14 protein-coding genes are annotated in these 15,085 nt (G+C 47.7%); all 14 read left to right on the top strand.

Translation table 11 applies throughout. The annotated features are described in order from the left end of the window. Positions 1–76: 76 nt before the first annotated feature. The 14 genes from ELB75_RS03845 to rfbB all read left to right on the top strand — a co-directional run bounded on the left by ELB75_RS03845 (position 77) and on the right by rfbB (position 15,072). On the top strand, positions 77–274 hold the full coding sequence (locus ELB75_RS03845; protein WP_126982789.1) for a hypothetical protein: 198 nt from the start codon (positions 77–79) through the stop codon (positions 272–274). Positions 275–276: 2 nt separating this feature from the next. Continuing rightward, positions 277–957 carry a DUF4194 domain-containing protein gene (locus tag ELB75_RS03840; protein WP_126982788.1) on the top strand — a complete coding sequence of 227 codons (681 nt, stop codon included), beginning with the start codon at positions 277–279 and terminating at the stop codon, positions 955–957. Next, complete coding sequence (locus tag ELB75_RS03835) at positions 954–3,305, top strand: ATP-binding protein (protein WP_126982787.1); 2,352 nt, start codon at positions 954–956, stop codon at positions 3,303–3,305. The genes ELB75_RS03840 and ELB75_RS03835 overlap by 4 nt, the downstream gene beginning before the upstream one ends. A gap of 45 nt (positions 3,306–3,350) precedes the next feature. Continuing rightward, positions 3,351–4,304 carry an SbcC/MukB-like Walker B domain-containing protein gene (locus tag ELB75_RS03830; protein WP_126982786.1) on the top strand — a complete coding sequence of 318 codons (954 nt, stop codon included), beginning with the start codon at positions 3,351–3,353 and terminating at the stop codon, positions 4,302–4,304. Next, positions 4,301–5,503 (top strand): Wadjet anti-phage system protein JetD domain-containing protein, encoded by a 1,203-nt coding sequence (locus ELB75_RS03825; RefSeq protein WP_126982785.1) that lies wholly within the window; start codon positions 4,301–4,303, stop codon positions 5,501–5,503. Before ELB75_RS03830 ends, ELB75_RS03825 begins: the two co-directional genes overlap by 4 nt. Before the next feature lie 142 nt (positions 5,504–5,645). Then, positions 5,646–7,709, top strand: a complete 2,064-nt coding sequence (glyS, locus tag ELB75_RS03820; RefSeq protein ID WP_126982784.1) for a glycine--tRNA ligase subunit beta — start codon at positions 5,646–5,648, stop codon at positions 7,707–7,709. Positions 7,710–7,764: 55 nt separating this feature from the next. Further along, complete coding sequence (locus tag ELB75_RS03815) at positions 7,765–8,817, top strand: WaaS/CpsH family glycosyltransferase (RefSeq protein ID WP_126982783.1); 1,053 nt, start codon at positions 7,765–7,767, stop codon at positions 8,815–8,817. Between the two features lie 9 nt (positions 8,818–8,826). After that, positions 8,827–9,864, top strand: coding sequence for a WaaS/CpsH family glycosyltransferase (locus ELB75_RS03810; RefSeq protein WP_126982782.1), 1,038 nt, complete (start codon positions 8,827–8,829; stop codon positions 9,862–9,864). A 47-nt stretch (positions 9,865–9,911) separates the two neighbouring features. Next, positions 9,912–10,340: a sugar 3,4-ketoisomerase gene (locus ELB75_RS03805; RefSeq protein ID WP_126982781.1), complete on the top strand. Its 429-nt coding sequence runs from the start codon at positions 9,912–9,914 to the stop codon at positions 10,338–10,340. Continuing rightward, positions 10,321–10,797, top strand: a complete 477-nt coding sequence (locus ELB75_RS13000) for an acyltransferase (protein ID WP_126982780.1) — start codon at positions 10,321–10,323, stop codon at positions 10,795–10,797. The genes ELB75_RS03805 and ELB75_RS13000 overlap by 20 nt, the downstream gene beginning before the upstream one ends. Before the next feature lie 53 nt (positions 10,798–10,850). Then, positions 10,851–11,954, top strand: coding sequence for a DegT/DnrJ/EryC1/StrS family aminotransferase (locus tag ELB75_RS03795; protein WP_126982779.1), 1,104 nt, complete (start codon positions 10,851–10,853; stop codon positions 11,952–11,954). 9 nt (positions 11,955–11,963) lie between these two features. Beyond that, on the top strand, positions 11,964–12,917 hold the full coding sequence (locus ELB75_RS03790; RefSeq protein WP_126982778.1) for a glycosyltransferase family 2 protein: 954 nt from the start codon (positions 11,964–11,966) through the stop codon (positions 12,915–12,917). A gap of 17 nt (positions 12,918–12,934) precedes the next feature. Then, positions 12,935–13,999 carry a glycosyltransferase family 2 protein gene (locus ELB75_RS03785; RefSeq protein ID WP_126982777.1) on the top strand — a complete coding sequence of 355 codons (1,065 nt, stop codon included), beginning with the start codon at positions 12,935–12,937 and terminating at the stop codon, positions 13,997–13,999. Positions 14,000–14,001: 2 nt separating this feature from the next. Then, the gene (rfbB, locus tag ELB75_RS03780) at positions 14,002–15,072 is read left to right on the top strand and encodes a dTDP-glucose 4,6-dehydratase (RefSeq protein ID WP_206501488.1); all 1,071 of its coding nucleotides are present in this window, start codon (positions 14,002–14,004) and stop codon (positions 15,070–15,072) included. Positions 15,073–15,085: the final 13 nt, after the last annotated feature.

Below are 15,085 nucleotides of genomic sequence, written 5' to 3'. Positions count from 1 at the left end.
CCGCCGTGCCGATGCCCCGCAAACCCTCTCTTCCCTCTCTGCCCAACGGCCGATACAGCTTGGGCTGGAAGAACTGGTGGCCTACTACCGCGTGCTGCGTGCCGTACTCCAAAGGCTGCCTGGAAACCGGCAAAACGATTTGGCTGCCCATCCAAACTGCCAAGAAGAATTCACCATCCACGACCAAAGCGGCCGCCCTCTGCGCGTACAAGTGCCATTGCTCACCGTTTCGCCCGAACAATTCCCCGATCAAATCGACGAATTAGCCATTTAGCCATGCCTGACACCACCCCCGATTCTACTGCCTCTATCCCGCCGATGAACGACGAAGCCCGCCAAGTGCTGGTGCATCTCATGAAACAGGGCGTGATTCTACAGGCCGAAAAGCCCAAATTGTTCGCCGTCCTGTGCCTGTATCAGCAAGATATACGCCGCCACCTAGGCGAGGTTTTCCTCTATCTCACGCTGGACGAACGCACCGGCGTCGCCTTTGTAGCCATCGAAAACCAGCAGCCCGAATACACCTCCTTTGGCGACGAAAACGAAGAAGACACCCGCTCCCTCATCACCCGCCGCACCCTCACTCTCTACGACACCTTGGTTTTACTCGGCTTGCGCAAACATTTCCAAGAGCGCGAAACCGCCGGCGAGCAAAAAATCATGGTTGATGAAGAACGCCTGCTGGCCAACCTCGCCCCCATGCTGCCCGAAAGTGACCGTGCCAGCCTCGACAAACGCAAACTTTCAGGCAGTCTCAAACGCTTTGCCGAACGCAAGCTTCTCACCGCCGCTCGCGGCGAAGAAGGCCGTTATCAAATCACCCCGCTAATACGCTACGTGGTCAATCCCGACTTCCTCGATCGCATGATTGCCGAATACAAACAACTGGCACAAACTGCCCCCGATCAGCCCGCAGCCCAACCAACCGAAGAACCTCCGCCCGAACCCGAACCATGAACATCCCTGCCATCTATAGCCCCGTTCGCCTAGCCGAACTCTCCGTATACAACTGGGGATCCTTCCACAATCTGCACACCGCCCACATCCATCCCGAGGGCAGCCTCATCACCGGCGGCAACGGCGCCGGCAAATCCACCTTGGCCGACGGTCTGATGGCACTGCTGCTGCCCGCCCGCCAAGCAGCCTTCAACCTCGCCGCCGCCCAGGGCGACAAAACCGACCGTTCCCTCCTCAGCTATATGCGCGGCCACTTCGGTGCCGACCACGATGGTCTCTCCACCCGCAGAAAAAGTAAGCGCGACGGTGCCGTCATCACCGGCCTGCGCGCCCTTTACCGTGCCGACGACGGCAGCGAAACCACGCTGGCCGCCTTATTCTGGACACCGCCGGGCGGTAGCAGTCTCTCTGACGTGAAACGCCTGTATCTGGTATCCCGGCACAACTTGAGCTTGTCCGAACTGCTACTGCAGTTCGGCAACGGCGACCTGCGCGCCCTCAACCGTTGGCTGAAAAGCCAGCCCGACATCAAAGACTTTGACAAATTCGAAACCTATCAGACCCACTACCGCCGCTGCCTGCATATGGAGAACGAAAATGCACCCGCCCTGCTCTCCCGCGCCCTCGGCCTAAAGAAAATCGACGACCTCACCAAACTCATCCGCGAGCTGGTGCTCGAGCCCTCCGCCATCCGCAGCGAAGCTGCCAAAATCATCGACGAATTTCAAGATTTAGCCGCCATCCACGAGCAAGCCGCCGATGCCCGCAAACAGCTCACCCATCTAGAGCCCCTGCCCGGTCTGCAGGCAAAAATCGCCCAAGCAGGCGAAGCCATCCACCAATTAAACGAACAGCGCAGCCACATTCCCGCCTACTTCGCCTGCTGCCGTACCCGATTCCTTGCACAAGAAACCGAAAAACTTTCAGGCAACCTCCACTCCATCAAGCGACAAATCGACGATACCGAGCGCACCCTCGCCGATGCACAACACGCCCAAGAGCAGCGTCACGCCGAATATCTCCATGCCGGCGGCGGTAGGCTGCAAGCCCTAGAAAACCAGCTTAAGCTGGAAGAAGCCCAGTTGCAACACACCCGCCACACCGCCGATGCCTACCAAAAAATCTGTCTCGCCCTCAACCTGCCCGACACCCTCGCCCCCGACATATTCGAGCGCAACCTGCATACCGCCGCCGGGCAGCAACCAGCCGTCGAAAATCAGTTAAAGGCACAACAAGAACGCTTCTTTCAAAGCGGCGTACAGCTCTCACAATTACAAACAAGCCTGCGCGAAATCAAAACCGAGCTGCACGAAATCGGCAAACGTCCCAACAGCAATATCCCGCCCAAACAGCAGCAATGGCGCGACAACGTAGCCCAAGATTTGGGTATTCCCCCTCAAGAGCTGATGTTTATTGGTGAAATGCTTGACATCGTCCGCGAACACGCCGATTGGACAGGCGCCATCGAGCGCGCCCTAGGCGGCCTGCGCACCACCCTGCTCGTACCACAAGAGCAATACCCCCGCATCACCCGCTGGCTCAACCAGTGCCATACCGGCCTCCACATCCGTGTGCAGGCCGTTGGCAGTGAAACCAAACCCGCCGCCTTCAAAAGCGGCGGCATCCTCGAAAAACTCCTGTGGCGCAACCATCCCTACTGTGACTGGCTCCAAGGCTACCTGAAAAAAGCCGATCTCTACTGCGCCGAAGACCTTGACAGCTTCAACCGCACTCCCTTCTCACTCACCCGCCAAGGCCTGCAACACTGGGAACACGGCCGCGCCGAGAAAAAAGACCAAACCCGCATCGACGATCCCCGCCACTGGTTTCTCGGCTTTACCAACGCCACCCATCTCGGCTACCTGAAAACCGAACAAACCTCCCTGCAAGCCAAACTGCTCAAACAAACCCGGCAAGTCGAACACGAACGCGCCGAAATGAACCGAGTCCAACAACAGCAGGTGCAATGGCAAAATCTGCAAACCTACCAATGGCACGACATCGACCTCCCCTACCGCCAGCAAAAGCTCGCCCACACCCAAGCCGACCTCGCCCGCCTCAAACAATCCGGTGGCAACCTGCAACAGGCCGAACAACGCTGGCAGCAGGCAAAACATACTGTTGCCCAAATCCAAACCGCCCTCGGGCAGCAGCAACAGCAAGAAGGCTACCTGAAAAATAAACTCGACAGCCTGCAAAGCGAATTCGACAGCCTGCAAGAACTCGCCCGGCAACCCATCCCTGAAACTGTGCTCACTGCCCTTACCGACGCCATCGAAGAAACCGTCCCGCAAGACAGTCGCCAGCAATCCCGCGTATTGCAAAGCTACGAGCAGCGCATCGAGTAGGCCCGCCAGCAGAAAACCCGCGATGAAAACAGCGCCAACGGCATCATGATCTCCTTCCGCAGCAACGAACGTTGGCAACCCTACACCTTGGATTGGCCCACTGCCGTCCACGCCGCCCTGCCCGAATACATCACCCATCTCAACTACATCCGCCACGAAGGCCTGCCCGACTTGGTAGAGCGGCAAGCCGAACGCGTCAGCAAATACTCCACCCAATCGCTCGCCACCCTGCTGGCCGCCTTCAACACCGAACGCGACACCATCCGCGAGCGTATCCAGAAAATCAACCAAGTGCTGGCCAAAACCGAATTCCGCCCCGGCAGTTACCTGCGCCTCAGGCAGCGCGACTGCACCAATCTGGCTGCCTTCGACCACGTGCGAAACTTCCACCAAAAAGCCAACGCCGCCCTCGCCCAAATCACCGGCAGCAACCACGACTTGCGCTTCCAAATGCTGGCCGGGCTCATCGAAATCCTGAAAAAACACACCGCCAGCCCGCACAATCTGGAAAGCCTGCGCCTCCTCGACCCGCGCTACCGGCTCGAATTTTTCGCCGAAGAAACCAACCTCGCCAGCGGAGAAGTGCTCGACGTGCTCGATTCCTCCGGCGGCAAATCCGGCGGCGAAAAAGAAGCCTTTGCCGGCATCATCGTAGCCGCCAGCCTTGCCTACGTACTCACTCCCGACGGCTGCGATTATCCCGTGTACCGCACCGTCTTCCTTGACGAAGCCTTCTCCAACACCGCCGAAGCCGTCAGCCGCCGAGTGCTACGCGTATTCAAAGAGCTGCACATCCACGTCAATCTGATTACACCTTATAAAAACCTCAACCTCGCCCGCGAAAGTGCCAAAAGCCTTGTGATTGCCGAGCGAAACGCTGAAAAACACGAAAGCAGCCTGTGCGAAATGACCTGGGAAGAGCTTGACCGGCAACAGCAAGAACGTTTTTCAGGTAGCCTGTTGCAAGAAGCCGAACAATTAGGAATACACCCGCTATGAACCAACCAGATTGGGGCATCCTCCCGCCTGATGCCGCCGCCATCCTGCGCCGCCGATATTGGAACAGCGCGCGCCGCAAGCAACTTTTGTCCGACAGCAGTGCCTTCCCCCTCGAGCTTGGTCTGAAACCGCCCAGCGGCAAGCAAGCCCTGCAACACGCCGGACACTTTCAGCATTTCATCCAAGCTTGGCGCGGCATAGAAAACACCATCTGCACCAGCCGCAAGCTCCAGCACTTCGGCGAACAAACCATCCCGCCGAAATTACACTTTCCCGATGTAGAATCACTCGCCCGCTTTATTGGCAGCAACGAGTACCGACAACACCGCCACTGGCAAACCCGTTATACGCGCCTGATGCGCGCCTGCTCGCCAAATAACTGGCAGCAAGAAGCCCTTTCTATTGCCCTTATCGGCAGCATGCATGATCTCGAGGCCATGACCGATACCGACTTTGCCTTGCTGTGCCAAACTATCCCCCAGCTATACCCCACTATCGGCCAAGGCCGCTACCTGCGCGCCCTTCCCCTGCACGGCATCCACACCAAATTCATCGAACAGCACGCCGCCCTCGTCCAGACCCTGCTCGAAGCCCTGCACGGCAATGTTGCCGCCCAAGGACTCTACGCTTGGCTCGGCTACCAAACCCCGCCCAAAGACTGGCTACTCGTCCGCCCCCTGTGCGCCCGCACCCGCCAAGCCCTGTCCGGCCTGCCCCTCCTGCGCCTGCCCACCCAAGTTTTGCTCGACTACGAATTACCCTCCCGCCGCATCCTCGTAATCGAAAACGAACAAACCTGCCTCGCCCTGCCCGATACCCCCGAAACCATAGCCGTCAGCGGCGGCGGTAAAAACCTCGTTTGGATGCAGGCCAGCTGGCTGGCGCACAAAACCGTTGCCTACTGGGGCGACCTCGATTCCGACGGCCTCATTATGCTCGCCCAAGCCCGCCGCCACTGCCCACAGCCCACCACCCTACTCACCAAGCCCGCCACTGCCGAACGCTATGCACACCGCATGAGCAATGAACCCGAAGCCAGCCACAAACAGCCCATGCCCGACAATCTTACCGCAGAAGAAGCCCTTTTGTGGCATAATCTGCACCATCAGTCCTACCCTAACACCCGTTTGGAGCAAGAACACATCGATGCCGACCATATCGCCGAAGTTCTGCAACACTGGCTGACCAACACCGAATAATCTTCAGGTAGCCCCAAAGGCTACCTGAAAATGATAGAATCCCTCTCCAAACTAACCCAGCCTGCCACACGCTATCCCGAACAAAATACCAAACCAATCAACATGCAGCAGGCTACCTGAAAACATTAAACGACACTCGCTAATGAACACCCAAACCCTTCTAATCGAACTTTTAACCGAAGAGCTTCCCCCCAAAGCCCTGAATAATCTAGGCAACCACTTCGCCGCTTCTGTTGCCGAGGGCTTGGAAAAAGCGCAACTGATTGACGGATCAGCCGAATATACCGCCTATGCATCGCCGCGCCGTTTGGCTGTTCAAATCAAAAACGTCAAAGCCGTTCAGGCCGATCAAAAAATCGTGAAAAAAGGCCCTGCCGTGGCGAATGCCATGAAAGACGGCGCACCGACCAAGGCTTTGGAAGGTTTTGCACGCGGTGCTGGGGCGAAAATCGAAGACTTGACCATCGTCCACGACGGCAAACAGGATGTGTACGCCTACGAATACGTCCAAACCGGCAAACCGTTGGGCGAACTTTTGGAAGACATTATCAATCAAGCGGTTAAGAAACTGCCGATTCCAAAAGTAATGCGTTGGGGCAGCAGCACGTTTACCTTCGTGCGCCCCGTTCACGGGCTGATTGTGCTGCACGGCGGCGACATCGTAAACGTCAGCGTTTTGGGCCTGCAAAGCGGCAATCAAACCTTGGGACACCGCTTCCTGTCCAACGGCGAAATCACCATTGAAAACGCCGACAGCTACGCCGCACAAATGCGCGAGCAAGGCAAAGTCGTCGCTTCGTTTGCCGAGCGCAAGACCGCTATTCAGACGGCCTTGAACGAGCAGGCAGGCCGTCTGAAAGCCACCGTTGCGGCCGATGAAGCCCTGTTGGACGAAGTGACCGCGCTGGTCGAATACCCCGTTGTTTTGGAAGCCGGTTTTGAAGAACATTTCCTCGCCGTGCCGCAGGAATGCCTGATTCTGACCATGCAGCAAAACCAAAAATACTTCCCGCTGCTCGACCAAAACGGCAAGCTGATGAACCGCTTCCTGCTGGTCTCCAACCTGCAAACCGAAGACCCTTCGCACATCATTCAAGGCAACGAACGCGTCTTGCGCGCGCGCCTGTCTGATGCCGAGTTCTTCTACAAGCAAGACCAAAAAGCGACTTTGGAAAGCCGTCTGCCCAAATTGGCGAACGTGGTTTATCACAACAAAATCGGCTCGCAAGCCGAACGTATCGAACGCCTGCAAAGCATCGCCGCCCACATCGCTAAAGCTTTAGGCGCGGACGCTACCGCAGCCGAACGCGCCGCGCGTTTGGCAAAAGCCGACTTGGTGACCGAAATGGTCGGCGAGTTCCCTGAACTGCAAGGTACGATGGGCAAATACTATGCCCGTTTGGACGGCGAAACCGAAGAAATCGCCGAAGCCGTCGAGCAGCACTACCAGCCGCGCTTTGCCGGTGATAGGCTACCTGAAAGTAAAACCGCCACCGCCGTTGCACTGGCTGACAAACTGGAAACCTTGGTCGGCATTTGGGGCATCGGTCTGATTCCGACCGGCGACAAAGACCCCTACGCCCTGCGCCGCGCTGCCTTGGGTATCCTGCGGATGCTGATGCAGTATGGTTTGGACGTGAACGAGCTGATTCAGACGACCTTCGACAGCTTCCCCAAAGGTTTGCTTAACGAAAAAACGCCGTCTGAAACCGCCGACTTCATGCAGGCGCGCCTTGCCGTATTGCTACAAAATGACTATCCGCAAGACATCGTTGCCGCCGTACTCGCCAAACAGCCGCGCCGTTTGGACGATTTAACCGCCAAACTGCAAGCCGTTGCCGCGTTCAAGCAACTGCCCGAAGCCGCCGCACTCGCCGCCGCCAACAAACGCGTGCAAAACCTGCTGAAAAAAGCCGATGCCGCGTTGGGCGAAGTCAATGAAAGCCTACTGCAACAGGACGAAGAAAAAGCCCTGTACGCCGCCGCGCAAGGCTTGCAGCCGAAAATTGCCGCCGCAGTCGCCGAAGGCAATTTCCAGACTGCCTTGTCCGAACTGGCTTCCGTCAAACCGCAAGTCGATGCCTTCTTCGACGGCGTGATGGTGATGGCGGAAGACCCCGCCGTAAAACAAAACCGCCTGAACCTGCTGAACCGCTTAGCAGAGCAAATGAACGCGGTAGCGGATATTGCAGTATTAGGGGAATAACCCTTTGCTAGCACCAACTTGCTGATGATTTATACCTTACCTTGGTGCAATTAAGATGGAACAACTAAAATACCAGGCAGCCCCCCCTCCTCGCATCTATCTTGCTCTACCTAATATAAGCGGCATAACCGAATTATTCATTCAAAACTTGCAACACCATGGTTTTGACGTAATTAGCACTGATATTGCTATGCAATTTTCTTACCCCTCATTCAGCGCGAGATTACAAACTAAATATCGCCAACTGCTGTTAGGTGAGAGGGATGCCAAATTGCGCCTGCAAAGTAAAATAATTCAACAAGAACTAAGTGCTCAACTAAATGGACAACCGGTAGATTACGCATTAATTATACGTAGTGACTTATTGCACCCAGAGTTACTAACCTTTATCCGTAGGAATACCCGCCATACTATGGTAGCCTATCAATGGGATGGTATCCAGCGCTATCCTAATATCTGGCGTACTATTCCTTACTTTGATCGTTTTTTTGTATTTGACCCAGCCGATCTGGTATATCAGCAATATCCTCTACTACCTACTACGAACTTTTACTTTGATCATCTACCAACGGATAACACAAATACTAACAATAACTTCTACTTCCTAGGCTTCCATAATGATGATCGAGCTACTAAAATTAGCAATTTTGCCAGATATGCTAAGCAGCAAGGTTGGCAGTTAAATTTCAATATCCTATGGAATCAAGAGCCTTCGGAATTTCATAACTTTTATCCAGAAAACGTTAATTTTATTACCTCTGCTATTAGCTTCGACGAAAACCAAGTAAATATTAGAAATAGTAAAATATTAGTAGACTTTGTTATCCAAGCGCACCATGGTCTATCATTCCGTACGTTTGAAGCGCTTCACTACCAAAAAAAATTAATTACCACTAACACTCAAATACGTCACTATGATTTTTACCATCCAGATAACATTTTTATTTGGGATGGCCTTAGTTTTGATGGTATAACTGACTTCTTAAAACAACCATACCATGAAATTAATAGCCGTATCAAAGAGCGATATAGCTTTGGTAATTGGATTCGCTATATCTTAGATATTCCTCCATATGACCCAATTAGACTACCTAAAATTACTATATAACTTACCATCATGAGCCACCAGCCAACGATTTTATTAGGCATGCCGCCAGATAATGAAATCTTCCGTCTAATTGAAACCAATCTAAAATATCATGGTTTTAATGTTATTAATATTGTTGACGATGGTAGCCAATTTCAATATCCGTCCTTTTATGACTGGGCACAGACTAAATTTCGCCAATTAGCTCTCAGAGATAAACAAGCAAAACAACGGCTACGTTTATCACAACTACACACACAAATTGCTGATTTACTATCGAAAAATGAAAAAATAGATTATGCCCTATTTATTCGGGCTGATATCTACTCAGAAGATATACTACATCTCATTCGTCAGCATATAAGATTTAATATGGTTAACTACCAATGGGATGGCATGAATCGATATCCAAATATTAAAACACGCATCCCTTTATTTGATCGCTTCTATATATTTGATCCTGATGATATTTGTGCAAATTTTTTGCCTAACACGAATTTTTATTTTGATTATGATCTAAAGCTTCCACTAGAAAATAATAACGATACATTCTATTTTACAGGCAGCCATCTACCTGGCCGTGAGTTACTAATTCATAATTTTAATTCTTCTGCAAGAAAAAAGGGGTGGAATTTAAACTTTCATATCTATTGCGGATCTAAGCGACAACATAATTTTTCTAATTATAAAAAATTATACCCTAATAATATCAATATAATTAGCCACAATATTAGTTTCCTGGAAAATTTAAAAAATGCCAGAAAAGCTAAAGCATTAGTAGACTTAAAAGCACCAGACCATAATGGGCTATCCTTCAGAATATTTGAATCTATAGGCTACCAAAAGAAACTGATTACCACTAATCATAATGTGAAGAAATATGACTTTTATCATCCAAATAATATATTTATTTGGGATGGTATCCAATTCAATGGAATAGATAACTTTTTAGAGACTCCTTATTACCCAATAGATACTACTATTCGTGAAAAATACGGCTTTCTCAATTGGATACGCTATACTTTAGATTTACCACCATATCAACCAATTAACTTACCTACCATATAACCCATCTCAACTGAATTTACAAAATATTTAACACGAAGAGCGCCCGTATGGAAATTAAACTATTACCCTTACAAAGCCATGGCGATGATCGTGGCTCATTAATTGCTTTAGAAGAAGGGAAAAATGTCCCTTTTAAAATCAAACGAGTTTATTATTTATATAATACTAAACCTGGTGTATCACGTGGCTTTCATGCCCATAAAAACCTGAAACAAGTTGTAATTGCAGTTAGAGGGTCGTGCCGTTTTGTACTAGATGATGGTGATGAAAAAATTAGCATTCTACTGGATAATCCAGCTCAAGGGCTTTTAATTGAATCGGGAATTTGGAGAGAGATGCATAACTTCTCAGAAGATTGTGTACTAATGGTATTAGCAGATAGCCTATATAGTGAAGAAGACTATATTCGTGACTATAATAAATTTCTTCAATTCCATAAAAACATTGGAGGCGTACATGATTCATTCTTTAAGTGATGTTCATAGTAATAATATCGGAAATGGAACAAAAGTATGGCAATTTTCAGTTATCTTAGCTGGTGCTAAAATTGGGGATAATTGTAATATTTGTGCACATACTTTTATTGAGAATGAAGTGATTATTGGAAATAATGTTACTATTAAATCAGGGGTATACTTATGGGATGGAATCGTAGTACATGATGATGTATTTATTGGTCCGAATGCTACATTTACTAATGATAAAAAACCTCGATCTAAGCAATATCCTGACCAATTCTTAATGACAACTATTGGCAAAGGTGCATCCATTGGTGCTAATGCAACCATTCTCCCTGGAGTGAATTTAGGAGATTACTGTATGATTGGTGCAGGATCAGTAGTTACTAAAGATATTCCACCATATAGTATAGTTATTGGTAACCCAGCAAGAGTTATTGGAACAACCCTAGAAAATTCCAAACAGTATCTATAAGTATCAGTTATATTAACAATAGTATAACCAGAACAATATAAAGAGTTTCAGCAATGATTAAATTTTTAGACTTGCAAAAAATTAATGCTCAATATAAAAATGAGATACAAGATGCCTGCTCACGTGTGCTTGATTCTGGCTGGTATTTATTAGGAAAAGAACTAGAAAATTTTGAAGCTCTTTTTTCTAAATTCTGTGGAACAAAATATGCCTTAGGCGTTGCTAATGGATTGGACGCACTAGCCCTAGTGTTGCGCGCTTGGAAAGAATTAGGCTACCTGAAAGATGGTGATGAAGTTATTGTGCCAGCAAATACCTATATTGCTAGTATTTTAGCTATTACAGAAAATCGCCTAACTCCAATTTTGGTTGAACCAAATATCAACACTTATACTATAGATACAGATAAAATTCAATCGGCTATAACCACAAAAACTAAAGCTATCTTGCCTGTGCATCTTTATGGCCAGCTAGCCAATATGTCAGCAATTCTACAGATTGCCAAACAATATGACTTACTTATATTAGAAGACTGTGCTCAAGCCCATGGCGCACATATTGATGGAAGGAGAGCTGGCAATTTTGGGCATGCGGGGGCGTTTAGTTTTTATCCCGGTAAAAATCTTGGCGCATTGGGAGACTCGGGGGCAATTACTACCAATAATGAAACGTTATTTAGTACCTTAAAAGCTTTGCGCAATTACGGTTCTCATGAAAAATATAAGAATATTTATTGTGGTACAAATAGCCGGCTAGATGAACTCCAAGCTGCCATATTATCAGTGAAACTCCCCCATCTGCCTCAAGAAAATATTCGTAGGCAACAAATTGCCAAGCACTATTTAGAAAATATTCGTAACCCTGCAATAACCCTGCCTTGTATTGACATAGCATCAGCACATGTATGGCATTTGTTTGTTATCCGTAGTAAATATAGAGCTGCGCTACAAAACCATCTAGCTGAACAAAACATACAAACACTTATCCACTATCCTATTGCCCCACATCATCAGGCTTGTTACGCAAAGTGGAAGCATTTATCTTTGCCACTTACTGAACGCATCCATCAAGAAGTTTTATCTTTACCCATCAGCCCAGTGATGGAAGATAATGATGTAGAGGCTGTTATCACTGCTTGTAATTCTTTTAAAATATAAGGATGTAACATGACCCCCCCTATTGTTTCTATTTTAGTACCTGTTTACAATGGGGAAAAGTATCTTGGTATGTTGATTGACTGTCTTATAAAACAGACTCTGACTAATTTTGAAGTGATTTTTGTTGATGATCAATCTGAAGATAACAGTCTGCAAATAATTGAATATCAGGCTAGTCTTGATACTCGCTTTAGAGTGTTAAAAATGCCTAAAAAAGGGGGGAATGCGGTAAAAGGTATTAAATATGGGCTTAATTACTGTAATGGTAAATATTTCTTTTATATGAGTCAGGATGACTTAATAGAACATGATACTTTAGAAAAATTAGTTACAACTGCAGAACTACAAAATGTAGATGCAGTAATCCCTGATATGGAGTGGTTCTTTGCTAACTCTCCAAATAACCGTAGAACAACACTACCAAATGGATTAAACTACGATAGTATTATCGATGGTACTACGGCATTCAAATTGGCTATGCCATGGAAAATACATGGTTTCTATTTAAGAAAAACTTATTTACTTCGAGAGGTTGGCTATGATGATTCTTATCTCACAGGTGATGAATGTAACTCACGGAAATATTTATTTTTCTGCAATCGAATAACCTTTTGCCAGACTACTTTTTACTATCGTCAGGATAATACTTCTGCCCTCACTAAAGTTTTTCGGCCACATATTATAGAAGATATTTATAGTTATGTTCATCTTCTAGAATTTATGTATCAGAACTCCTTTGATAGAGAATTTATAAAAAAATGGCATCAACATACAGTTGATTTAATTTTTTACTATAGAAGAATGGCAGAACAGAATTCTGCCACCCTTGATGATACAGATAAGAAATCCGCACAAAATATATTGTATGAAGCAAGAAGTAGATTATTGAAATTCTCAAGAAATAGTAGGCTATTTAAAGGCTATCTTAGACTACTAAGAAAATCTAAAATCAACTGGCAATAATATTCTCAAATTAAATTATGCATCTTCCCCTCTTATCGATTTGCTGTTTAGGCTATAACCACGCAAATTTTCTCCAAGAAAATCTGGACTCTATTGTCTGCATAAATTATAAAAATATTGAAGTAATTGTTGTGGATGACGGTTCTACAGATAATAGCGCTGACATCTTACAAAAACTGGCCAAAAATTTTCCATTACCGATTACCATCATTTCACAAGAGAATACTGGGAATATTGGAAAAAACTTTAATACTGCCATACAGCATGCTAACGGAGAACTTATTTCTTTCATCGCTTTAGATGACGTATTCCGACCAGATACTATGCTAGCTTCCATTCAGCTAATGGCTAAAAACCCAAGCTTAGCTTTTATTGCTGCCAAAACAGCCGTAGCCATAAATGATACAGGCCTAGTGATAAATAAACTGCCTCCATTGCCAATAGAAGAACTAGAGCATATCAGCATCGATGAGCTGTTAGAATTTGAATATACACAATTTGGATCTTTCTACATACAAGGATGCATCTTTAGAAAATCTATCATTGATGCAATCAGCGGATTTGATGAAGATATGACTGGAGATGATATTATCTTAAGAACAAAACTATTTCGACATTTAAAACAAAATTCTGGATGGGAATATAGCTTTATTAATGATAATACCGTATTCTATCGATTACATGATAATAATGTTCACAAAAATGGTACTAGACAAATTCGTATTGTTTCAGAATACCTAGATAAATACTGGCCAAATAAACCAAATCCACAGACATTGATTGATTGGGCAAAATGGGTTATCCAAGATAAAAAATTTGAAGAAGCAATTTCTCTATTCTCTATGAATAAGCGCGCAGCTACTTTGCTATCAGATCCAACGATACAACAAACATTACAGCATATACTATATCGAAAAAGTAAACTAAATAAAATTATAAAAAAATACATCTATAGGAAAGAAAGGCCTACCTCAGAGATACGTAAATTAATTTTCTTTGGTATCATCCCTATCTCTTATCGAAGAAAAAAACAGATTTCCTCAGATCTTTTGCCACTTGTCCACTATTCAAACTACAAATAATTATGAATCTTCTCATCACTGGTGGTGCCGGCTTTATCGGCTCGGCAGTTATCCGCCACATCATCCAACACACTCGAGATTCCGTCATCAATCTCGACAAGCTCACCTACGCGGGCAACCTCGAATCTTTGGCAGAAGTTTCAGGTAGCCCCCGCTATACCTTCGAGCAAGTAGATATTTGCAATCGCGCTGAGCTCGACCGCGTATTTGCCCAATACCAGCCCGACGCGGTGATGCACCTGGCAGCAGAAAGCCATGTAGATAGGAGCATAGACAGCGCCGGCGAATTTATTCAAACCAATATTGTCGGCACCTTTAATCTGCTCGAAGCTGCCCGTGCCTACTGGCAAGGGCTACCTGAAAACCGCCGCTCGGCATTCCGCTTCCACCATATCTCCACCGATGAGGTGTATGGCGACTTGCACGGTACGGATGATCTATTCACCGAAACCACGCCCTACGCCCCGTCCAGCCCCTATTCCGCCAGCAAAGCCTCCAGCGACCATCTTGTACGCGCCTGGCAGCGCACCTACGGCCTGCCCACCATTATTACCAACTGCTCCAACAACTACGGCCCCTACCACTTCCCCGAAAAACTCATTCCGCTGATGATTCTGAACGCCCTAGCCGGCAAGCCATTGCCTGTCTACGGCGACGGGCAGCAAATCCGCGATTGGCTCTTTGTGGAAGACCATGCCCGCGCACTGTACCAAGTCATCACCCAAGGCAAAATCGGAGAGAGTTACAATATCGGCGGTCACAACGAAAAAACCAATCTCGAAGTGGTGCAAACCATCTGTACCCTGCTGGAAGAACTTGCTCCCGAAAAACCGGCCAGCGTAGCGCGTTATGAAGACTTAATCACTTTCGTGCCCGACCGCCCCGGCCACGATTTGCGCTACGCCATCGACGCCGCCAAAATCGGCCGCGAGCTCGGCTGGCGGCCGCAGGAAACATTTGAATCCGGCATGCGAAAAACCGTACAATGGTATTTGGCCAACCGCCCTTGGTGGCAACGCATTCTCGACGGCCGCTACCGCCTGGAACGGCTCGGCCATTCATCAACCCGATAAATTGGAGCTTATT

Source organism: Eikenella corrodens, from assembly GCF_003990355.1.
Lineage (GTDB): Bacteria > Pseudomonadota > Gammaproteobacteria > Burkholderiales > Neisseriaceae > Eikenella > Eikenella corrodens_B.
This window is presented reverse-complemented; position numbering and strand designations above follow the sequence as displayed.

What these genes read in the sequence shown, in the direction of transcription:
- ELB75_RS03810 (WP_126982782.1), top strand. Translation starts at nt 8,827, where the DNA reads ATGAGCCACCAGCCAACGATTTTATTAGGCATGCCGCCAGATAATGAA.
- ELB75_RS13000 (WP_126982780.1), top strand. Translation starts at nt 10,321, where the DNA reads ATGATTCATTCTTTAAGTGATGTTCATAGTAATAATATCGGAAATGGA.
- ELB75_RS03815 (WP_126982783.1), top strand. Translation starts at nt 7,765, where the DNA reads ATGGAACAACTAAAATACCAGGCAGCCCCCCCTCCTCGCATCTATCTT.
- ELB75_RS03830 (WP_126982786.1), top strand. Translation starts at nt 3,351, where the DNA reads ATGATCTCCTTCCGCAGCAACGAACGTTGGCAACCCTACACCTTGGAT.
- ELB75_RS03795 (WP_126982779.1), top strand. Translation starts at nt 10,851, where the DNA reads ATGATTAAATTTTTAGACTTGCAAAAAATTAATGCTCAATATAAAAAT.
- ELB75_RS03835 (WP_126982787.1), top strand. Translation starts at nt 954, where the DNA reads ATGAACATCCCTGCCATCTATAGCCCCGTTCGCCTAGCCGAACTCTCC.
- ELB75_RS03825 (WP_126982785.1), top strand. Translation starts at nt 4,301, where the DNA reads ATGAACCAACCAGATTGGGGCATCCTCCCGCCTGATGCCGCCGCCATC.
- rfbB (WP_206501488.1), top strand. Translation starts at nt 14,002, where the DNA reads ATGAATCTTCTCATCACTGGTGGTGCCGGCTTTATCGGCTCGGCAGTT.
- ELB75_RS03840 (WP_126982788.1), top strand. Translation starts at nt 277, where the DNA reads ATGCCTGACACCACCCCCGATTCTACTGCCTCTATCCCGCCGATGAAC.
- glyS (WP_126982784.1), top strand. Translation starts at nt 5,646, where the DNA reads ATGAACACCCAAACCCTTCTAATCGAACTTTTAACCGAAGAGCTTCCC.
- ELB75_RS03805 (WP_126982781.1), top strand. Translation starts at nt 9,912, where the DNA reads ATGGAAATTAAACTATTACCCTTACAAAGCCATGGCGATGATCGTGGC.
- ELB75_RS03785 (WP_126982777.1), top strand. Translation starts at nt 12,935, where the DNA reads ATGCATCTTCCCCTCTTATCGATTTGCTGTTTAGGCTATAACCACGCA.
- ELB75_RS03790 (WP_126982778.1), top strand. Translation starts at nt 11,964, where the DNA reads ATGACCCCCCCTATTGTTTCTATTTTAGTACCTGTTTACAATGGGGAA.